Here is a 19,139-nt window from a genome sequence, read left to right as displayed (position 1 = left end):
TTTCGTCGCCGTCGCGATAGACATCCTTTCCACGACTGGAACGCTTGTCGGCGCGGTCTCTATTCTCGACCCGGCGAGGCTGCATTTGCGGAATGTTAGGATCGCTGACCGAGGATGGCCTTGCCAGCATCCGGACCGGTCCCATGCCTCAGAACCTCAAGCCCCTCACCGCCATGCGCTTCTTCGCGGCGATGTGGGTGGTCGCCTTCCACTTCACGCCGAGCCTCGGCCTGGGCATGCCCGCCCTGATCGCCAAGGGCTATCTAGGGGTCGAGCTGTTCTTCGTGCTCTCCGGCTTCATCCTCAGCCATGTCTACATGCAGTCGTTCGGTGAGCGGCGGTTCCGCTATCCCGACTTCCTGTGGGCGCGTCTGGCGCGCATCTACCCGGTCCATCTGGCCACCCTCGCAGGCCTTGGCCTGGTGGTCGCCGCGGCGGCCATCGCCGGTGTCGACGCCGGCGACAAGGTGCTCGCCTGGTCGTCGTTGCCCGCGCACCTAACGCTTACCCAGGCCTGGGGCCTAGGCCTGGCGGGCGGCTGGAACCATCCCTCCTGGTCGATCTCGGCCGAGTGGTTCGCCTATCTGACCTTCCCGGTCTTCGCCTTCGTGATCTGGCCGCTGCGCACCCGCCCCTGGGTCGCCATCGCGCTGGCCGTCCTGCTTGTCATCGGCCTGAACATCGGTTTCCAGCAGGTCGCCGGCTTCCCGCTTACCCGGGCGACCATCGCCTGGGGCGCGCTGCGGATCGTGCCCTGTTTCGTGCTCGGCTGCGCGGTCTGGCTGCTGTGGCGGTCGGACGTCATCCGGTCTCCACGTGCTGCCGTCACCGGCGTGCTCGGCTCGGTCGCGGCCATAGCGGCCTGCGCCTTCGTCGGCGCGCCCGACTGGCTGAGCGTCTGCCTGTTCGGGGCGCTGATCCTGAGCTTGGGAAGCCTAGCCAGCACGGGATCGCGGCTGCTGACGGCCCCGCTCTGGGTCTATCTGGGCGAGGTCAGCTTCGCCGTCTACATGGTCTGCATCCCCTGGCAGCTGGTCTTCGAGCATGGCGCCAGGAAGCTGCTCGGCCTCTCCGGCGAGACCCTGCCGCCCTTGCTCTGGGCGGTCCTGTTCGTCGGCGTCGTCCCGGCGGCCATGGTGGTCCATCACCTCGTCGAGCGTCCCGCCCGCGAGGCCATGCGGCGCCATGGCGTGCCCTTCATGCGCCGACGCGCCGCCCTGGCGGGCCGCGTGGCCGAGGTCGCCCTGGCGCGGCGATAGATGCCGCCGCCTCAGGACCCTGCGCGGCACCCCTGCTGGCGACGGAAGCCATAGGGCGTGAGACCAGGCGGCTTGTAGATTGACAGCACGGCCGGGACGAGCAGCACCGCCAAGCCGCCGGCGGCATGGACCAGAAGCTGAACGCCCAGGCTGCTCAGCTCGGCGCGGGACACCGCGAAGTCGCTCGCCAGCCGCGCCGCGTCGCCGATCATCCGCATCTTGATCAGCAGGATCGCGGTCGCGAAGCTCGTCAGCATCAACTTGAGCAACACCCAGTAGTGGCGGATGAGCCCCCAAGGCGTGCACAGCGCCTGGACGAGCCCGATCGCCAGGGCCGCGGCGGCCAGGGGGAGGATCACGGCCCGCGCGACCAACGCCATGGCGGGATAGACGCCGCGCTGGGTCTGCTCGTCCGCCGCGGCGACACCCAGGATGGCCAGCGCCAGGAACGCCGCGATCGCACCGAGCAGGCCGACCGAGGTCATCACATGCACGGTGAGGACGAGCTTGCGCTGAGCCGGCGTCAGGGTCACGACGCCGCCCCGGTCCTCGCGGCCCCCGCGTGCGCACCGTGGACCCCGTGTGCACCTGGGGGCAGGCCGGTGAGATGCAGGGCCGCGAACAGAAGGGCCAGGGCGGCGACGATAAGGCCGAACACCTTGACCCAGCGCGGCGCACCCGGCGCAGACGCCCGGCGGGCAGGGTCATCATTTGGTCTGTCGGCGGGTTCGGCCATGGCCTGTCTCTCAAGCGGGGTTGTTTCACCCTCGCCCTTTATCGAGACAGTATGTCTCGCTAGAGTCAATCCGTCTCGCATATCGACAGACCAGTCGGAGCGCCTATGGTGGCCGGGTGCCGAGACTCTGGAACGATACGATCGAAAGCCACCGCGAGGCGGTGCGTCATGCCACCCTGGACGCCACGGCGGCGCTGGTGGCCGAACACGGGCTGGCGTCGGTGACCATGTCGAAGATCGCCGAGGCCACCGGCATCGGGCGCGCCACGCTCTACAAGTATTTCCCGGACATCGAGGCGATCCTGACGGCCTGGCACGAGCGCCAGATCGGCGCCCACCTGCACCAGCTGACCCGGATCCGCGACCAGGGCGGCGATATCGGCGAGCGGCTGAAGGCGGTGCTCATGGCCTTCGCGATGATTTCGCACCAACGCCACGACGCCGACCTGGCGGCGCTGCTGCATCGAGGCGACCATGTTGTCCGCGCGCATCAACGCCTGCGCGACCTCGTCGGGGAACTCCTGGCGGAGGGCGCCGAAAGCGGGGCGCTGCGGTCCGACATCGCCCCGGACGAACTGGCCAGCTACTGCCTGCACGCCCTCACCGCCGCGGGCGCCTTGCCGACCAAGGCCGCGGTCAGCCGGCTCGTCGAGGTGACGCTGGACGGCCTGCGGCCCGTGGCGCGCGGCTGACGCCTCAATCAGCAGGCGCTATTGCAGCGTTGGCGTAATGGTGTCAGCGGCCTCTTGGCACGCCTGCTCGCACCGCCGGCAGGCCTCAGCGCAGATGCGGCAATGGTCGTGCATCTGCGCGTGCTTTTCGCATTCTTCACCGCAGAGCCGGCAAGCTTCGGCGCAGGTCTCGATCATCCGCTTGATCACCAGCTCGTTGCTCCCGCTCCGCCGTGACGCGACCGATCCTGTCGCCGCGCACACGTCGGCGCAGTCGAGATTGAGGCGGATGCACTGGACCAAGTCCTTGACCATGTCCTCCGCCAGACAGGCGTCGGCGCAGCTCGTGCAGGTCTGGGCGCATTCGTAGCAGGCCTCGATGCACCGGATCAGGGCCTCGTTGGTGTTCCCCTGAACGTCGGGGTGGGTCGCGATCATCTGCTGGACGTGCATGGCAATTCTCCTCTGGCTTCGGGGTCATGGTCGTGAACCGGCAGTGCCTGACGGAGTTCCGCAGAAAGGGCGGATTACTGAGAAAAGACAGAAGCTTACTATCCTTGGAGGGTTGCCCGCATTTACTTACAGCGGCTGCCCTTGACCTTCCCACCGTGGGAATCCCTATGTTCCGGGGCGAAGTGAACCGAAACGAGGAGATGAGATATGCTTCGCCTAAACATTGAGGGCATGACTTGCGGGCACTGCGTGCGGTCGGTGACCGACGCCGTGAAGAGCGTCGATCCGAAAGCGGACGTGCGCGTGGACCTGAGCGCCAAGCGGGTCGAGGCCGAAACCGCTGCAGACCCACAGGCGGTCATCCGGGCGATAGCGGACGCCGGCTACGTCGCTGCGGCGGCTTAATCGCCGCCCCACCCCGGCGGTGAGACGCGCCGGTTGAGGGCCGCGACGTCCGTCGTGCGTAATCCTAGCGAGATGACCTGTGAGGCCCCGCGCCTCTTTCCCTTTGTGCAAGACCAGGAGATTCGGATGAAGTTGCTACTCGCCACCGTCGCGGCGCTCGCCCTCGGCGGCCCCGCCTTCGCCCAGGCTGGCCACGACATGAGCAAGATGCCGGGCATGGGTCAGCCGGCCGCCGCCGGCGCCCAAGGCGCGGGTGTGATCAAGAAGCTCGATGCCAAGGCGGGCTCCGTGACGCTGCAGCACGGCCCGATTGCGACTCTCGGCTGGCCGGCGATGACGATGCCGTTCAAGGCTGACCCCGCCCTCTTGCAAGGGCTCAAGGTGGGCCAGCAAGTCAGCTTCACCGTGAAGCCGGGAGCCACCCCCGAAGTGGTGGCTATTCAACCCAAATAGGACGGTCCGCGGGACGGCGCGCCAGACTAGGGCCGCCGTCCCGGCGGCTTATTGGCCACGATCCGGCCCACCACCTTGAAGGTGACGCTCCCGGTGATTGGCTGAGCCTCTCCCGGAATGCGAGCGATAAACTTGAGCGCCCAGATCCCATCGGTCGGCAGGTCGGCGCGGAAGTTGTAGGTCCCGTATTCCAGGCTCGGTGTGAAGAACGCCGGCAGGGCCCCTCCGAGCTGACCTTCTGGCGACCGGTCGACCCGCGCCTCTCCCATGTCCACGCCCCCAACCAGGACCGCGCCTGCGCGCGACCAGACCTGGATCTTGATCGGCACGCCCACGCCACGTTCGACAACGGGCGCCACGGCTTCGAACCGATAGTCGGCCGGGCCCGCCTGGCTTGCAGTGGGCCAGAGGGTCAGCGCCAAGAGCCAGCCCCGGCGCATCACGAGCTCGCCCCGTCGTGGTCTGCGATCCGGGCCGCGCGCGGCTTGGGCCCCTCGGCAAGGTCGCTGAGGATTGGACAGTCAGAGCGCTCGTCGCCGGCGCAACCCTCCGAGAGCGCCGTCAGCGTGTCGGCCATGGCCTGCATCTCGGCGATTCGCGCCCGCAGGTCCGAGACGTGGGCGTCGGCGATCGCCTTCACCTCTCGGCTCGGACGGGTGTGGTCGCGCCAAAGGGACAGAAGATTGGTGATCTCCTCGACCGAGAAGCCCAGCGAACGGCCGCGTTTGATGAAGCGCAGATCGTTGACGTCGCGTTCGCTGAAGCTGCGGTAGTTGCTGTCGGTGCGCTCGGCCGGCCGGATCAGTCCGATCTGCTCGTAGTAGCGGATCATCTTCGCGGACACGCCGGAGGCGCGCGCAGCCTGGCCGATGTTCATGCAGTTCCCCCTGCCGCCGAAATCCCCGGTGGCCTGTAGCGTCTCAGGCGCAAGGCGTTGGTCAGAACACTGATGCTGGAGAGCGCCATCGCGCCCGCCGCCAGCATTGGCGACAGCAGCCAACCGAAGGCCGGGTAAAGGACGCCGGCGGCGAGCGGGATCAGCACGACATTGTAGCCGAACGCCCATCCGAGGTTCTGCCGTATGTTGCGCAACGTCGCGCGGGACAGGCCGAGCGCCGTCACCACGCCGGTCAGATCGCCCCCCATCAGCACCACGTCGGCGCTTTCGATGGCGATATCGGTCCCCTGCCCCATGGCGATGCCCACTTCGGCCGTGGCCAGGGCGGGCGCGTCATTGACCCCGTCACCGACGAAGGCGACGGCGCCATAGCGCTCGCGCAGGCGCACCACGGCGCGCGCCTTGCCGTCGGGCAAGACGTCGGCGAGAACCTCATCCACCCCGAGCGCGCGGGCGACGGCCGCGGCGGTGCGGTGATGGTCGCCGGTGACAATGGCCACCTTCAGCCCAAGTTTGTGCAGCGCCGCGATCGCCTCGGCCGAGGTTGGCTTGATCGGGTCGGCGACCGCGAGCAAGCCCGCGAGGCGACCATCGATGCCGACGAAGAGGGGGCTCTCGCCCGCATCGGCCAAGGCGTCCGCTCGATCCGACAAGGAGGAGACGTCGATCCCCGCGGCCTGAAGGTGGCGTCCCGCCCCAATCACCAGGTCATGCCCGGCGACCGCCGCCGTCACACCAAAGCCTGGGGTGGCCTGGAAGTCCGTGACCGGATGGAGGGGCAGGCCCCGCCGCCGCGCCTCGCTGACGATCGCTTCGCCAATCGGGTGCTCGGAGAGGTTCTCGACGCTGGCGGCTGCGGCCAGGATCTCGTTCTCCTCGTATCCTTCGAGGACTTGCAAGGTCGTGAGCGCTGGACGGCCCAAGGTGAGCGTCCCGGTCTTGTCGAAGACCACGGCCTTCACGTCACGCAGCGCCTGAAGCGATTCCCCGCGGCGAAAGAGCACGCCGAGCTCGGCCGCGCGGCCCGTCCCGACCATGATCGACGTGGGTGTCGCCAAGCCCATCGCGCAGGGACAGGCGATGATCAGCACGGCGACGGCGTTGACCAGCGCAAGCCCGAGCGCCGGGGCCGGTCCGAACACCAGCCAGACCCCAAAGGTCAGTGCGGCAAGCGCGATCACCACGGGCACGAAGAAGGCTGTGACCTGATCGACCAGGGCCTGGATCGGCAGCTTGGCGCCTTGCGCCTGCTCGACCATGCGGACGATCTGCGCCAGCAGGGTATCGGCCCCGACCTTGGTGGCGCGGAAGCGAAAAGCGCCAGTCTTGTTCACGGTGCCGCCGACCACGACCGCGCCTGGACCCTTTTCGACCGGCATCGCCTCGCCGGTGATCATCGATTCGTCGACGAAGGAGCCGCCGTCGAGAATCTCGCCGTCCACGGGTATGCGCTCGCCGGGGCGGACGATCACCAGATCGCCGGGCCGCACGGCCTCGATCGGCACTTCGACGTCTTCCCCGCCTCGCTGAACGCGCGCGGTCTTGGCTTGCAGATGCAATAGACGCTTGATCGCTTCGCTCGTGCGCCCCTTGGCGCGGGCCTCGAACCAGCGGCCGAGCAGGATCAGGGTCACGATCACGGCGGCGGCTTCGTAGTAGACGTTATTCGTCCCGGCGGGCAGCGCCCGGGGAAATAGCGTCGCCACCAGCGAATAGGCCCAGGCTGCGGTGGCGCCCAGCACGACGAGGCTGTTCATGTCCGGCGCGCGCCGCAAAAGGTTGGGCACGCCCTTCTTGTAGAAGCGCAGCCCGGGGCCGAAGAGCACGAAGCTCGCCAGGGCCAGGCTGATCAACCGCCAGGGCTGTTCCCCCAAGGTCGTGGCCAGCCAGTGGTGGACGCTGGGCGAGACGTGACGCGCCATCTCCAACGTGAAAAGCGGAAGGGTCGCGACCGCGGCGAGCATGACGGATCGGCGCAGGGCGCCAATCTCCGCCAGACGCGCGGCCTGCTCGCGGTCTTCGTTGGCGCCCCCCGCCGCTTCCACCATACTTGCGTCATAGCCGGCCTCGGCGATCACCGCGGCAAGACGCTCAGAGGTCACCGTTCCCTCCAGTACCCGGACCGTGGCCCGTTCCGTCGCCAGGTTGACCTGTGCGTCGAGCACTCCGGGTTCCGACTTCAGCGCGCGTTCAACCCGGCCGACGCAACTCGCGCAGGTCATGCCGCGGACCTGAAGCTCAACGGTATGTTCGAGCGGCTCGTAGCCGACCGCGCGAATGGCGGCGGCCACAGCAGCGGGATCGCCACCTTCGACATGGGCGCGCTCCGCCGCCAGATTGACGCTGGCGCGGCGCACGCCGGGCACGGCGCCGATCGCCCGTTCGACCCGACCCACGCAGCTCGCACAGGTCATGCCGAGCACGGGCAGTTCGATGGCGTCGAGGGTCGCAGCTTCGGGCATCGCAGGGTTCCTTCTTCCGATGCCCAACTCAGATAGGGCTTCCCATCATGGGAAGGTCAAGGCTCCGTCGGTGCTGTTCTTGGGATACGCGCGAGCGCAAGCACGCCCCTCAGGGCTTTGCCTGCCGTCGCGCTCTGGAAGCGCGCGCAAAGTCATGGCCAAGAAACAGGCGACGCGCATCGCGCGACCCTCCAATCATGGGAGGCCTTTGGCTTGCGACCCTTTGCGGGGTTCAAGCAACGAAGTCCGGTTGTGGCGGTTCTATTCGCGTTCGTGACCAGGCGAGTGGCCAAGGTCGCGCCTCAATGTCAGGACGGAACAGAGAAGATGCGAAAGACAACGACGATCCTCGCGGCGATCGCGGCGCTCTCGGTCGGGGCGGCCACGGCGTCGGCCCAATCGAATCAAGGCCCCATGAAGGGGATGGACCACAGCGCCATGCCGGGGATGAAGGGCATGAAGGGCGATCACAATATGATGGCCATGAACGACTACATGGCGGCCATCAAGAAGATGGATCAGGCGATGATGAGCGCGAAGGGCTCCACGCCCGACGTGACATTCGCCCGCAAGATGATGGCCCACCACCAAGGCGCCATCGACATGGCGCAGATCCAGCTTCGGCACGGGAGCGATGCGGACGCCAAGATGATCGCCCAGCAGACGATCGACGAGAACACCAAGGGCAAGGCCGAACTCCAGGCCTGGCTCAAAGCGCACGGCGGCTGATCCCAACGGGTGCGGCGGCGAGTCCCGACGGTCGACGGCGGCTCGTCGTGCGCGTCGTCCAATGATCCTTTAGGGGTTAGGCCGGGCTGGAACGTATAGTTCCTAGGGGCGACCTTGAAGGATTTCACATGAGCGAACGCTTGGACGAGCTGGTCGATCGATTGGCGGCGGCCCCGGCTGACCGTTCCTTGGACGGACTGGAGGCGCGGATCGGCCGCAGCATCGCAGCGCGTCGGCGCGACGCGCGCGCGCTCGCCGCGCTCGCGCCGGTTCGCTTCGCCTCGGTGAGCCTCGCCCTGGCGATGGGCTTGACGGCGGGCGGAGCGGTCGCCGCCTCGGCCGCGCTGGCGCCGCAGCACGATGGCGCCTTCTCCAGTGGCGCCCACCTCGCCCCGTCCAACCTGTTGGAGGGCCGCCGGTGAGCGTTATGAGGAGCATGGCGCTGACGCTGATCTTGTCGGTGTTGGTGGCCATCCTAGGGGTCTGGGGCGGCGCGCAATACGTCATGCACCGGATGCAGCGGCCGACACCGTTGCATGAGCTGGTGCATGAGAAGCTCGGCCTGACCGCCGACCAGGAGCGGCGCATAGCCGGGATGGAACGTGACCACGAAGCCAGGCGCCAAGCGCTCGAGGCCGAGATGCGGGCCGCCAACGCTCAATTGGCGCAGGCCTTCCAGCAGAACCACGCCTACACGCCGCAGGTGCAGGCGGCGATCGATCGTTTCCACCGCGCCATGGGCGAACTCCAAAAAGAAACAATCGTGCACACCCTGGCGATGCGCGCGGTGCTGACGCCTGCTCAGACGGCCAGGTTCGACGAGACTGTCGTCAGGTCCCTGACCGAAGACACGAGGTGACCGTGGACGCCGAGGCGTCCGACAGCATCCTCGCCCGATCAGCCGCGGCCGGGGATGATCGGGCTTTCGCGGTGCTCGTTCGTCGCCACAAGGATGGCCTCTATCGCCTGCTGCGCCGCTACACCGGGGACTCTGACGAAGCCTACGAAGCCGTCCACGAAGCCTTCATCGCCGCCTGGAGCGCGCTGAAGCGCTACGATTCGCAACGCCCCTTCGGCGCCTGGCTGCGCACGATCGCGATCAACAAGGCGCGCGATCGTGGCCGCCGAATGGTGGTCCGTCGTGTGATCTTCGGGTCGGGCGGACTTGATGACACCGAGGCTCTGAGCGCGCCGGACCCCTCGCCCAGCGCCGAAGCCGGCGTGTTGGAGGACGAACAGGCGGTACGGCTGGACCGGGCCGTCGCGCGGCTGCCAGCCGCCCTAAAGGAGCCGCTGCTGCTGACCGCATTCGAAGGTCTGAGCCAGCAGGACGCCGCGCAAATCCTCGGCGTCTCGATCAAAACGATCGAGACCCGCGTCTACCGGGCGCGCAAACTTCTGGCCGAGCAGCTCGACACCGACATGCGGCCTTCGGCTAGGTGAGCCGGTGGGAGACCTTCTCGAGCGCCGCAACCCCGGATCCGAAACGGGCCATCGCCTCCCGATGCTGCTCCAGGGCGCTATACGGCAGATACCGCACGCTCAGGTCGGCGATCCGGCTGAAGGCCGGTCGGGCGATCTGCGCGCGCACGTCAGCTTCGCGCTTGTCGGGCGCGACGAGGAACAGGCTGTGAAGGCCGCTCGCGTCGCCGCCGAGCGCGAGGTCCAGCATCCGCACGATCCCGGAATAGATCGAGGTCGTATGCTCCACCTCGAAGGCGGCCACGATGGCGCTCGCCGTGTTCAGCCACAGCACATCGATCAGGCGCACGGCTTCGGCGCCTGGGCGACTGTCGAGCGCCGTCGGCAATCGCTCCAGGCAATGATCGCCCAGGCGACCGGGCCCACACGGCCGCCCACGGTCGTTCTGCGCGATCCATACATCGTAGCCCAGCGCGCGCCCGAGATCGCGCAGCCAGCCCTGGATTTCGGTGTGGGTCCGCGCGTCCGCATCGGCCGCCGATGGTTTAGCGGCCTGGGCGCGAACTCTGGCCAGATCCGCCGCCCAGTCGGCTCGCGCGGCGGCGTCATTGGTGCGCGGCGGCGGCGCATAAAGCCCCATGCCCAGGTCGAAACAGAACGCAGCGGCCGCGCCGAGGTCATTGGACAGCAAGTCGCGGTATTTGCGATTAAAGGCGATCAGGCCCTGCCGCATCGCCAGGTACTCGTCCCAGCGACCGAGCTTCACGTTGGCGCCGGTCAAGGCGTTGTAGCCGCGCACGATCGCGGTGTTGAACGGCGGCGCGATGGTCGGATGCAGGAAGTAGAGGATGTTGGCCACCGCTGGGCCCAGACCCTTGATCTTCAGCGCATCGATCCGGTGAATCTCGGCCAGGACATGCTCTTCGGTGTCGCAACAGACACAGGCGTCCAGCAGCTGACCGAAGGCGCGCTGGTTGCCCGGGTGCTCATAGATGTCGGGGATGCGCAGCTTGGGTTTCCACAGGAAGGCGTGGTCCGCCCCCTTGAACACCTGCCGCTGCTCGGCGATCGAATGGACGACGGTCTCCAGAGACGATCCGCGGTAGGCGACGCCGAATCTCTCGGCCTCGATCTCAGCGGCCACCTGTTGGACGCCGCGTCGGATCGACCGGAAGTTCTTCAGGCGGTCCTCCCAAAGGAACCAGCTCTGATAGGCGCCCGCCGGATCGTTCCGCCACCGGCTCAGCAGTTCACGTGTCAACTCGTCGGACAAACCCATCCCCCCGCAGGCGCGCATGTTCGCTGCGCCGACCTCCGATCACAAGCTCTCCCACTGTCGAAAAGGCCCTTAGATGGTTCGTCTCGCCAAACTGGTCCCGGTCATAGCCGCGGCCCTGCTCGCCGCGCCGATGGCGGCGTCCGCCCATGATCCGGTCCCCAACCCTTCGCTGACAGCCGCGAATCTCAACCCCGCCGCCGCCGAGGCGGCGACCGTGGTCGATGCGTTCCATTCGGCTCTGAAAGCGGGCGACACGTCCAAAGCCGAGAGCCTGCTCGCGGACGCCGTGCTGATCTTCGAGGCCGGTGGGGCCGAGCGCTCGAGATCGGACTACGCGGCCCATCATCTGCCGGCTGACGCGGCGTTCGCCAAGCTGGCTACGGAAACCCTGAACCGTCGCAGTGGCGGCGGCGACGGTAACTTTGCCTGGATCGCCTCGGAAGGCGCGGTTCGCCCGCAAGCCGAAGGCAAGGCGCAGCCGCGGATCACCACGGAGACCATGATCTTGGAGAAGGCGGCTGGGGCCTGGCGGATCGTTCACGTGCACTGGTCATCGCGCGCACTGCCAATGGCGGCGCGCTAAGGCTCAGACTGCGGCCTGTCACCACCGGGCCGGAGGCCCCTAAGATGTATCCAGACAACAACTCTAACATTCTTGGAATGTTAGAGTTGTTGTCCCAGATTTGAGAGATTGCCGGGACGGTCTTTTCTCGGGTTTACACGATGTTAACTCGGCATTAACCACGACGCTTGAATCTACGCTGAGCTGACGAGGAATAGGACGGTCATGGCCAAGATCGGGATGCCGGGCGACGGCGTCGCCGCCATTGCCGCATCGGCGCTTCGGGCTGAGCAAGCCCGAATGCGCGTCATCGCCGAAAACATGGCCAATTCATCTTCGACGGCGCAAACCCCGGGCGGGGAGCCCTATCGACGTCAAGTCCCTGTGTTCAAGGTCCTGCGGATGGAGGGCGGCGACGGCGTCCAGATGGCCGGCGTCAAACCCGACCCATCGGCGTTCACCAAGGCTTACAACCCCGGGCACCCCGCCGCCGACGCGAGCGGCTATGTTCTGCTGCCCAATGTTGATGGGCTGGTCGAAGGGCTGGACATGAAGCAGGCCATGCGCGCCTACGAAGCCAATCTGAACGTGCTCGAGACCCAAGACGCCATGGAGAAGCGGACGCTTGATCTCTTGAAGCGCTGATCCCGATCTCGACCCGCGGGCCAACTGGGCTACAAGCGTAGGTCCGCAGAGGCTGCGACATTTACTGGGCTCGTAGGCGCGAAGGCCTCCTGAGTTGGCGTGGTTCGACCAAGCCGGCGCCAGCGGGAGGGGTCGACCATTGACGTGTCCACGTTGGGAGGGTGCGGGAAACCCCTCTCACCGTGCGTATACATAATCGGGTGCAGTGATCTCAAACCGGCCTGAGCTGAACGGTGAAACGACGAACGGACCCCATTGGAGACCGGCTGTTCGAGATCGTCGCACGCACCCGGGACAAGGTCGTCATGGGTCCGCTCAGCGATCCAGCCGAGGCGCAATTTAGGGCGGACGTGACCCGATACTTCATGGCTGTCGCCTGGATCTCGGCGGACGCCGAGCTGGCGCGCTGCAAGTTGGCCGGTGACAAGCCGAAGGCAGTCATGAGCGCCTTCCTTGAGAAGATGCACAGCGAGCTTCGACGCGTGCAGATCGCAATCGAGCCATCCTGTACGGAAAGTGAAATCTGGCGAATCCTCTTTGACGATGCGAGCCTCTACAGCCAAGTCTGGAGTGAGGCCATGACCCACCAGTCCGAGGACGTAACGCTCGCCGCCGGGCTGCGCTGGTTTGACGAACGCTCGCTCTTCAATCTCGCGTCGGCCGAGGCCTACGGCGAGTGCGTCGCGGTCCTGACGATCGGGGCGGCGATCACTCCCCAGATCGTTGCTCTCCTCGAAACGATGCGCACTGGCGGGCCCGGCTGAACGAATGTTGCAGCTTCGGCGACGCCGGTTTCGAGCTGTCCCGAGCCGGGCCGGCAAAATGCGGAACGGCTACCGCTACACGCCATCATCATCATTATGCTCGTCCGCAAAGAACGCGCCAGGCTGCACCTCCATCGCTTCTGCAAGGCGACCGAGGATGGCGACCGTCGGACTGCTGGTCCCGCGTTCGATCCGGCCCAGGTGCCGCATGGCCAGGCCGGCCTCTCCGGCAAGGTCCTCCTGGGTCAACTTGCGCGCCAACCTGAGACGCCGCACGTTGCGCCCGACGACCCTATTCCAATCCATGCGTGATGGATTTAACGGTGCGTCGACAACTTCTAGGACATATATGTCCTATTGATGGGGTGGCGGTAGGATTTGGCACCCGCGGAGATGCTTCACATGGGCTCGGAGCCAGCTCACGTCGATATCCACGTTGGCAATCGCCTTCGGCTGAGGCGTCGACAGCTCGGCATGAGCCAGGAACGCTTGGCCTGCGGTCTTGGTCTGACCTTCCAGCAAGTCCAAAAATACGAACGTGGGACGAATCGCATCAGCGCTTCAAAACTCTATGAGGCGGCCCGATGTTTGGACGTGCCGGTTAGCCATTTCTTCGAAGGGCTCGCGGATCCTGCGACGCCGGATGGCGACGCCTATGCAAAAGCATGGAGTGGAGTCGTCGAGGAGCTCCTCGCGGAACCCAACGGCAAGGCGCTCGCGGAGGCCTTCTTGAGCATTCGAAGGCGCAGCGTCCGAAAGGGCCTCGCCGACCTGGCCCGTGAAATCGCCGCTAATGATCACCCGTCGCCCGACTCCAAGGGCCGGTCCAAGCCCGAGTGAGCAAGTGAGGTTTCGTCGCAGAGACCTGCTCTTAGCCATGCCCCTGGCTGGCCTCGCCGGCGTGATGGCTTCCATTCTCGCAGACGCTTCCGCCTGGATGCCGTTTTGGGTCGTGGCATCGGGCTTGGCCATCGTCGCCTACTTGGCGATCGAGCGCTACCGGCCGCGTGCGTAGCGGCGGAGCCGATCAGCGAGCCGTTCGCTCGGCGTGGCGACGAGGCCTCCGAGTCATTCCGCCTTGCGATGTCGCGTCAACGCGACTTCGCCAAACCGGTGGAGGTCAAGGTCTGTCCGGCCCGATAGGCAGACCAGCCCGCCGGTCGTCATAGCCAAGCCGACGCCGGCCGCCTCGGCGACCGCCAATACCTCTTCGGCGATCTCCCGGGGCAGGAAGAAGGCGATGTGTGGAAACTGGGCGACGTGGAAACCGCCGAAGCCGCCCGCATTGCAGCTGCTGACCGTCGTGGCGCCCATGGCCGACAAGGCCAAGGCCGCGCCGATCACACCGACGTCCAGCCCCCAATGGTCGTCCTCTGGCAGGAGGGCCTCGTCCCGCTCCTCGTCATAGCGCTCAGCCTCTGCGTCGAGATCTTCGCTCGCCTCAAAGCGCTGTAATAGCGCCGCCTCGGCCCTCAGGCCGTCCGCCACCTGTTCCCAGCTGATGCCGCGTAGATCGCGGTATTGCTGGTTGCCCTGCAGGCCATCGTCCTCGCCGGCATCCGCCTCTTCCTCAGAGAGGACGGCCAGCGCCTCGACATCGATCTCACGCTCGGGAGGGGCCGGGTAGACGCGAACACCGATCATTCTCGCCTCCCCTCGGAAAGCTTGACCTACGGCAGAAGTAGAACAAAATAGAAACTACGCTCGACGGGTCGCCCATGTGGCGCCACTCTGGCGCCATGATACCTGATTCGAAAACGGCGACGGTCCGCACCCTAGACCGGATCAATCTGCGGCTCCCGGGCGAAACCTTCGACGCCATTGATGCGGCCCGAGGCGCTCGTCCGGGGAACATCTCGCGTAACACTTGGATAACCGAAGCAGTCGAAGAGAAATTGGCCCGTGATCGCGCAGAGAGCGGCCGAGGAAAAGGCGGCGCGGACCATGCCTAGCTTCTACGAATTCTTCGCGGGCGGCGGCATGGCGCGGGCCGGCCTCGGCAAGGGTTGGACGTGTCTGTTCGCTAACGACTTCGACACGAAGAAGGGCCTGACGTACCAGTTGAACTATCCCACCGGGGACGTGCTCAGGATTGACGACGTCCGGAAGATCAAGGCGGCTGAACTGCCCGGACACGCCGATCTGATCTGGGGCTCTTTTCCGTGCCAGGATCTGTCGCTGGCCGGCGGCGGCGCCGGCTTGAAGGGCGAACGCTCGGGCACCTTCTATCCCTTCTGGGAGATCGTGAAGGGATTGGTCGCCGACGGGCGCGCTCCGAAGCTCATCGCCTTGGAAAACGTCCTCGGGACCCTGACCTCGCACAGCGGCCGCGATTTCGAGGCGATCTGCAAGACCTTCGCCGACGCCGGCTATCGCTATGGCGCGCTGGTCATCAACGCCGCCCTGTTCGTACCGCAGTCGCGGCCGCGGCTGTTCATCATCGGCGTCCGCGACGACGTCGAAGTCGACCCAGCCCTGCTTTCGCCAGAGCCGATCGCGCCGTTCCACACCGCCGCCCTGCAGCGCGCCTTCGAGCGCGTCAGCAAGACGGCCCAGAAGAAGATGGTTTGGTGGAACATTCCCGCGCCAGCGAGACGCAACACCACTTTCGCCGACTTTATCGAAGAGAACCCGACCAGCGTCAGCTGGCACACCGACGCCGAGCGGGATCTGCTGATCGGCAAGATGTCTCCGGTCAACAAGGCCAAGCTGGAAGCCGCTAAACGCGCCGGCCGGCGTATGGTGGGCTGCGTCTACAAGCGCACACGGCTGGATGAGCGCGGGGTGAAGGTGCAGCGGGCGGAAGTCCGGTTCGACGATGTCGCCGGCTGCCTGCGGACACCGGCCGGCGGCTCCAGCCGCCAGGTGATCGTCGTGGTCGACGGCAAGAAGGTGCGTAGCCGGCTGATTTCCGCCCGTGAGACCGCCCGCCTGATGGGATTGGACGAGAGCTATAAGCTGCCGAAGAACTACAACGAGGCCTATCACCTGACCGGCGACGGCGTCGCCGTGCATGTGGTTCGCCACCTGGCGGAACAGCTCTTCGAGCCCCTTCTCGGCGTCGGTGACGCGGCGCAGGCGGCCGCGTGACGGTCATCCCCTGCGAGCAGGATCCGCGGCTCCGTGCCGAGATCGAACGCTTTGCGGAGGTCCTGAAAACCCAAGCCCATCAGCTGGGCGACCACGGGCTAGACGAAACCAGCTTCTACAGCTCCCCGATCTTCCGCGGCGCCATCGAGAAGGTACGCGGTGAATTCTCCGCGACGATGCGGGGCAAGCGCGAGTTCGTGCAGCACGTCCTCAACCACATGGAAGACGGCGGCTTCATCGCTGGATGGGACCGGACCCAGGGCAAGGCGCGCAACGACTATTACGTCCGATTGCATAGTGGCCGCCTGGCCGTCATCGACCTGAAGGGCTGCCTCGACGGCGAGAACACCAACAAGTTCGAACGCCCCGCAGACGCCGACGAGTTCATCACTTGGAGCCTCTGCACAAACTCCGGCGCAGACCCTCGCCGGAACGCCTGGTCCGGCATCCACACCCGCCTCAGCGCCGAGATGATCAGCCGCAATAAGCGCGTCGATGGCGTCGTGATCTGGGACATGATCTGCGGCGCGCTCGGGCGACCCTGTCCTAAGCTTGCGGCGCTGGACGGCGCCGTTCGTCGCACCGCCGTCGGCCCGTTCCTCACCCCACCGCCTTGCATCTACGTCTTCCCGGCCGCCATCCCATCGCGCGCCCATCCGCAGTCGGCCGCGCAGACTTTGCAACAGGTGGAGCTGTTGGCCGCCTTCCACGCGGCCTTCGGCGGACGCGACGAGGAGATCAACTACGTGGACTTCGAGGTCGGGGAACAGGCGGATGAGCTCTTCCGCCGGACGGTGATCCGGCGCGCCGGCGCCGTACAGCACGCGTCCGACATGACGGCCATCCAGCGTGTCTGATCCGGGTCCCCCCTTCGGGCGCAATCCCGACGCGGTGAATTTCCCACCGTTCGAGACCGAGGACCTGCGGGAGAACCTGACGCGCTTCCTCGACACGCCGTTTGAGCAGCCTGGCGGACCGGCCCCACCGGTCGGCAACTTCCGTTGGGGCGTCTACGCCTTCTTCGACTACGACGGCGAGCCGATCTACGTCGGCCAGACTAACGAGCGACTGCGCACGCGTATCCGGCGCCACCTCACCAATCAGCGGACCGACGCCGTGGCCATGTCGGTGCTCGATCCCTTCGAAGTCTTCGAGATCGAGGTCTGGCCCCTACCCCAGTTCCAAGACTCGAACCGCGCCGACCACGCCGCCCGCCAGCACCTAGACGCGCTGGAGCGTCTGATCACGGAACGCGCGGTCGAGGGATCGCAGTTCAAGGCGATCCTCAACGAGAAAGACCCGCCGCCTGGCGCCCTCGCGGTACAGGCGCCGCCTTCGTTGCGCGGGCGCATCGTCTCCGAGCGCGTCTTCGAGCTTCGCTCTCATCCCGATTTTCGCATCGCCCGACGCGCGCTGATCATTTCGCGACTTGCCCAGGTGATTTCTGAACGAAAGGTCCAGGGCGGTCTGCGGCGGGTTCTGCTGACACAGGCCAAACGCCTGCAATGGCTTTCAGCCAGGCGCTATGAAGCCCTGGGCGGAGCTGCGTCGGTGGCAGCGGAAGCCGAAGGCGAAGAGGTCTAAGACACGTGGCGTCTCGCCGCCCTGGCGGCCGTCTGCGCCGGGGGCGGAAGCATGTTGTCGACCAACCATCCCTATCTTCTGCCCGACCTGCGCCAGCTTCGGTATGGCGTGATGCCGGTAAAATGGCCGGACGGCACCGTCGCTTTGGTGCTCAAGGTGACCAAGGAAGCGATCCTGGCCGCGCGGCTCCGCGGCGAACTGAAAGTCTTTCTGTTCAGCGATCCAGACCAATCGGACCGCCACCTGGGGATCGTGACCGCGTCTTTCGATGACCATGAGGAGCCGCTCACCGTGGTCACCGCCCTCTTTGACGGCGACGAGCTGTTGGCGGACGTCACCGCGGCGCTGAGCCAGATCGAATTCGACGCATATTTCTTCGACGAACACGACCGCGAGTTGATGGGCGTGCGCGTCCGCAACGCGGATGCCAGTCGGTTTCAATGCGAGGTCGCGGCTGCGACGTTTGCGCCGTTCGACCTGGAGACCTATGGCGCCCTGGCGGAACGGCTGGCCCAGCGCTTCGCCATCCGGGATGCGGCGGACGACCTAGCCGCCTTCACGCTGACGCTTGGCGAGCGACTCTATCCCGATGACTTGGTGCTCTACGACACTAGGCCGGAGGCCTACGCCTTCCGGGACGCACACCAACACCCTGCGATCTCTCGGCTGGTCCGGGAAGATCCTGGTCCGCCCCAGGAGCGGGACATCGCCGTGATGCTTGGTCGCGTGTTCCCGGCCGAGAGCATCTATCTCAACCCCATCCGCGCCGACACCGGCAAGGAGCTCAGTGATGTGATGGTCGTCACCGACAAGGTAATGCTGTTCATCGAGACCAAAGACAGCCCCAACACCGCCGCGTCGCTCGGCCGGACGATGGACCGTAAGCGGCTGACGATCCAAAATCAGATCGAAAAGGCGACCAAGCAGCTGAAGCGGGCCTTGGTCTATGCCCAGGAGACCGACGGCGTCGTCATCGCCAGCCGGCCAGAGCCGATCGGCGTTCCGTTAGCCCGACGCCAGCTGCTCGGGCTCATCGTGGTCCGCGAGATGTTCGATCACGACCAGGTCGCCAATAGCGAACCGGTTCTTGCCATGATCGACGAACTGCAGCTGCCGATCATGCTGATCGACTACCCCGGTCTTCATGTGGTGTCGCAGAACCTGCGGACGCCGGCGAGATTTCTGAACGCCCTGCACGACCTTTTCGATATGGCCTTGGAACATGGTCGGTTCCCCAGGTCTGTCTGGAACGGGCCGCCCCTGGATGGCTAGCCTCGCCCTTGGCGACAGGCTCCAGAGACTGTCTGGGGCCAGGGCCGAAGAGTTGGGCTAGGATTGCGGCCCCAAGCGGGGTAAAAACCGAGGGGTCTGTCACTTTTTTGGCTCCTCCCCCGGACACAGGGGCCTCCCTAGGGGGACGGATGTGTCTCCCAGGCGGCGACCCTAGTGTCTCCCAGGGGGCGGACCCGGGCGCCCTACGAATCAGGATGTCCGGCCAAACTGGATTCCGGCATCCCGCATTCCCCGCGTACCATTCATAGACCCATGGCGGGGGTGACCCACGTGCCTCCCCCTCAAAGTTGCGGCGAGGCCTTCGGCGCCTCATATCGGTTTCAACAGATCGGAGCCGCCGCCATGAGCGCAAAAGAATGACCTGCCCCCTTCCTGATCCCTCGATTTGAGTGAGAGTCCGTCACCCAAGGAGACGGACGTGAAGAAGAGCAGGT

Annotated in this window: 25 protein-coding genes; 16 read left to right on the top strand and 9 right to left on the bottom strand. The window is 66.1% G+C overall.

Annotated elements, in window-relative coordinates; translation table 11 throughout:
* Nucleotides 1-143 precede the first annotated feature (143 nt).
* Nucleotides 144-1,259, top strand: a complete 1,116-nt coding sequence (locus ACFQ27_RS10485) for an acyltransferase family protein (protein ID WP_377353555.1) — start codon at nucleotides 144-146, stop codon at nucleotides 1,257-1,259.
* An 11-nt stretch (nucleotides 1,260-1,270) separates the two neighbouring features.
* Here ACFQ27_RS10485 and ACFQ27_RS10480 read toward each other — a convergent pair whose 3' ends face one another.
* Nucleotides 1,271-1,792 carry a hypothetical protein gene (locus tag ACFQ27_RS10480; RefSeq protein ID WP_377353554.1) on the bottom strand — a complete coding sequence of 174 codons (522 nt, stop codon included), beginning with the start codon at nucleotides 1,790-1,792 and terminating at the stop codon, nucleotides 1,271-1,273.
* A 319-nt stretch (nucleotides 1,793-2,111) separates the two neighbouring features.
* Between ACFQ27_RS10480 and ACFQ27_RS10475 the strand changes: the two genes are divergently transcribed.
* A complete protein-coding gene (locus ACFQ27_RS10475; RefSeq protein ID WP_377353553.1) occupies nucleotides 2,112-2,687 on the top strand; it encodes a TetR/AcrR family transcriptional regulator in 576 nt (191 codons plus the stop codon).
* A gap of 18 nt (nucleotides 2,688-2,705) precedes the next feature.
* Here ACFQ27_RS10475 and ACFQ27_RS10470 read toward each other — a convergent pair whose 3' ends face one another.
* Nucleotides 2,706-3,119, bottom strand: coding sequence for a four-helix bundle copper-binding protein (locus ACFQ27_RS10470; RefSeq protein ID WP_377353552.1), 414 nt, complete (start codon nucleotides 3,117-3,119; stop codon nucleotides 2,706-2,708).
* Between the two features lie 207 nt (nucleotides 3,120-3,326).
* On the opposite strand from ACFQ27_RS10470, the gene ACFQ27_RS10465 reads away from it, so the two are divergent.
* Together ACFQ27_RS10465 and ACFQ27_RS10460 are read left to right on the top strand one after the other, a co-directional pair.
* Nucleotides 3,327-3,524, top strand: a complete 198-nt coding sequence (locus tag ACFQ27_RS10465; protein ID WP_377353551.1) for a heavy-metal-associated domain-containing protein — start codon at nucleotides 3,327-3,329, stop codon at nucleotides 3,522-3,524.
* 126 nt (nucleotides 3,525-3,650) lie between these two features.
* On the top strand, nucleotides 3,651-3,977 hold the full coding sequence (locus tag ACFQ27_RS10460; protein WP_377353550.1) for a copper-binding protein: 327 nt from the start codon (nucleotides 3,651-3,653) through the stop codon (nucleotides 3,975-3,977).
* A 26-nt stretch (nucleotides 3,978-4,003) separates the two neighbouring features.
* Here ACFQ27_RS10460 and ACFQ27_RS10455 read toward each other — a convergent pair whose 3' ends face one another.
* The 3 genes from ACFQ27_RS10455 to ACFQ27_RS10445 are packed head-to-tail and all read right to left on the bottom strand — an operon-like array spanning nucleotide 4,004 to nucleotide 7,337.
* Nucleotides 4,004-4,417, bottom strand: a complete 414-nt coding sequence (locus ACFQ27_RS10455; RefSeq protein WP_377353549.1) for a hypothetical protein — start codon at nucleotides 4,415-4,417, stop codon at nucleotides 4,004-4,006.
* Complete coding sequence (gene cueR, locus ACFQ27_RS10450; RefSeq protein ID WP_377353548.1) at nucleotides 4,417-4,854, bottom strand: Cu(I)-responsive transcriptional regulator; 438 nt, start codon at nucleotides 4,852-4,854, stop codon at nucleotides 4,417-4,419. The genes ACFQ27_RS10455 and cueR overlap by 1 nt, the downstream gene beginning before the upstream one ends.
* On the bottom strand, nucleotides 4,851-7,337 hold the full coding sequence (locus ACFQ27_RS10445) for a heavy metal translocating P-type ATPase (protein ID WP_377353547.1): 2,487 nt from the start codon (nucleotides 7,335-7,337) through the stop codon (nucleotides 4,851-4,853). Before ACFQ27_RS10445 ends, cueR begins: the two co-directional genes overlap by 4 nt.
* Before the next feature lie 285 nt (nucleotides 7,338-7,622).
* Between ACFQ27_RS10445 and ACFQ27_RS10440 the strand changes: the two genes are divergently transcribed.
* From ACFQ27_RS10440 to ACFQ27_RS10425, 4 genes are all read left to right on the top strand, one after another.
* Nucleotides 7,623-8,066, top strand: coding sequence for a DUF305 domain-containing protein (locus ACFQ27_RS10440; protein WP_377353546.1), 444 nt, complete (start codon nucleotides 7,623-7,625; stop codon nucleotides 8,064-8,066).
* 128 nt (nucleotides 8,067-8,194) lie between these two features.
* On the top strand, nucleotides 8,195-8,488 hold the full coding sequence (locus tag ACFQ27_RS10435) for a hypothetical protein (RefSeq protein ID WP_377353545.1): 294 nt from the start codon (nucleotides 8,195-8,197) through the stop codon (nucleotides 8,486-8,488).
* A gap of 14 nt (nucleotides 8,489-8,502) precedes the next feature.
* The gene (locus ACFQ27_RS10430) at nucleotides 8,503-8,925 is read left to right on the top strand and encodes a Spy/CpxP family protein refolding chaperone (RefSeq protein ID WP_377353544.1); all 423 of its coding nucleotides are present in this window, start codon (nucleotides 8,503-8,505) and stop codon (nucleotides 8,923-8,925) included.
* A complete protein-coding gene (locus ACFQ27_RS10425; protein ID WP_377353543.1) occupies nucleotides 8,922-9,509 on the top strand; it encodes an RNA polymerase sigma factor in 588 nt (195 codons plus the stop codon). The genes ACFQ27_RS10430 and ACFQ27_RS10425 overlap by 4 nt, the downstream gene beginning before the upstream one ends.
* Here ACFQ27_RS10425 and ACFQ27_RS10420 read toward each other — a convergent pair.
* The gene (locus tag ACFQ27_RS10420) at nucleotides 9,502-10,761 is read right to left on the bottom strand and encodes a type II restriction endonuclease (RefSeq protein ID WP_377353542.1); all 1,260 of its coding nucleotides are present in this window, start codon (nucleotides 10,759-10,761) and stop codon (nucleotides 9,502-9,504) included. The genes ACFQ27_RS10425 and ACFQ27_RS10420 overlap by 8 nt on opposite strands.
* Before the next feature lie 79 nt (nucleotides 10,762-10,840).
* Here ACFQ27_RS10420 and ACFQ27_RS10415 point away from each other — a divergent pair, with 79 nt between their 5' ends.
* The 3 genes from ACFQ27_RS10415 to ACFQ27_RS10405 all read left to right on the top strand — a co-directional run bounded on the left by ACFQ27_RS10415 (nucleotide 10,841) and on the right by ACFQ27_RS10405 (nucleotide 12,738).
* On the top strand, nucleotides 10,841-11,350 hold the full coding sequence (locus ACFQ27_RS10415; RefSeq protein WP_377353541.1) for a YybH family protein: 510 nt from the start codon (nucleotides 10,841-10,843) through the stop codon (nucleotides 11,348-11,350).
* 204 nt (nucleotides 11,351-11,554) lie between these two features.
* Nucleotides 11,555-11,974 carry a flagellar basal body rod protein FlgC gene (gene flgC, locus ACFQ27_RS10410; RefSeq protein WP_377353540.1) on the top strand — a complete coding sequence of 140 codons (420 nt, stop codon included), beginning with the start codon at nucleotides 11,555-11,557 and terminating at the stop codon, nucleotides 11,972-11,974.
* Nucleotides 11,975-12,207: 233 nt separating this feature from the next.
* A complete protein-coding gene (locus tag ACFQ27_RS10405) occupies nucleotides 12,208-12,738 on the top strand; it encodes a hypothetical protein (RefSeq protein ID WP_377353539.1) in 531 nt (176 codons plus the stop codon).
* Between the two features lie 75 nt (nucleotides 12,739-12,813).
* On the opposite strand, the gene ACFQ27_RS10400 is transcribed toward ACFQ27_RS10405, so the two are convergent.
* Entirely contained in the window at nucleotides 12,814-13,044 is a 231-nt protein-coding gene (locus ACFQ27_RS10400) for a helix-turn-helix domain-containing protein (RefSeq protein ID WP_377353538.1), read from the bottom strand.
* Between the two features lie 87 nt (nucleotides 13,045-13,131).
* Between ACFQ27_RS10400 and ACFQ27_RS10395 the strand changes: the two genes are divergently transcribed.
* On the top strand, nucleotides 13,132-13,578 hold the full coding sequence (locus ACFQ27_RS10395) for a helix-turn-helix domain-containing protein (RefSeq protein WP_377353537.1): 447 nt from the start codon (nucleotides 13,132-13,134) through the stop codon (nucleotides 13,576-13,578).
* A gap of 228 nt (nucleotides 13,579-13,806) precedes the next feature.
* On the opposite strand, the gene ACFQ27_RS10390 is transcribed toward ACFQ27_RS10395, so the two are convergent.
* Nucleotides 13,807-14,382, bottom strand: coding sequence for a hypothetical protein (locus ACFQ27_RS10390; protein WP_377353536.1), 576 nt, complete (start codon nucleotides 14,380-14,382; stop codon nucleotides 13,807-13,809).
* 131 nt (nucleotides 14,383-14,513) lie between these two features.
* Complete coding sequence (locus tag ACFQ27_RS10385) at nucleotides 14,514-14,684, bottom strand: hypothetical protein (RefSeq protein WP_377353535.1); 171 nt, start codon at nucleotides 14,682-14,684, stop codon at nucleotides 14,514-14,516.
* On the opposite strand from ACFQ27_RS10385, the gene ACFQ27_RS10380 reads away from it, so the two are divergent.
* Genes ACFQ27_RS10380 through ACFQ27_RS10365 form a run of 4 tightly spaced genes read left to right on the top strand, consistent with a single transcriptional unit; the run spans nucleotide 14,683 to nucleotide 18,684 of the window.
* Complete coding sequence (locus ACFQ27_RS10380; RefSeq protein ID WP_377353534.1) at nucleotides 14,683-15,828, top strand: DNA cytosine methyltransferase; 1,146 nt, start codon at nucleotides 14,683-14,685, stop codon at nucleotides 15,826-15,828. The two genes, ACFQ27_RS10385 and ACFQ27_RS10380, sit on opposite strands and share 2 nt — an antisense overlap.
* Nucleotides 15,825-16,685 (top strand): hypothetical protein, encoded by an 861-nt coding sequence (locus tag ACFQ27_RS10375; RefSeq protein WP_377353533.1) that lies wholly within the window; start codon nucleotides 15,825-15,827, stop codon nucleotides 16,683-16,685. Before ACFQ27_RS10380 ends, ACFQ27_RS10375 begins: the two co-directional genes overlap by 4 nt.
* Complete coding sequence (locus tag ACFQ27_RS10370) at nucleotides 16,678-17,412, top strand: GIY-YIG nuclease family protein (protein ID WP_377353532.1); 735 nt, start codon at nucleotides 16,678-16,680, stop codon at nucleotides 17,410-17,412. Before ACFQ27_RS10375 ends, ACFQ27_RS10370 begins: the two co-directional genes overlap by 8 nt.
* Nucleotides 17,413-17,463: 51 nt before the next feature.
* Nucleotides 17,464-18,684: a hypothetical protein gene (locus ACFQ27_RS10365; protein ID WP_377353531.1), complete on the top strand. Its 1,221-nt coding sequence runs from the start codon at nucleotides 17,464-17,466 to the stop codon at nucleotides 18,682-18,684.
* The last annotated feature ends 455 nt before the right edge of the window (nucleotides 18,685-19,139 follow it).

Origin of the sequence: Phenylobacterium conjunctum (genome assembly GCF_042679085.1) — a bacterium.
Taxonomy (GTDB): domain Bacteria; phylum Pseudomonadota; class Alphaproteobacteria; order Caulobacterales; family Caulobacteraceae; genus Phenylobacterium; species Phenylobacterium conjunctum.
Note: the sequence above shows the minus strand (reverse complement) of the source record. Positions and strands in the feature narration are given on the sequence as shown.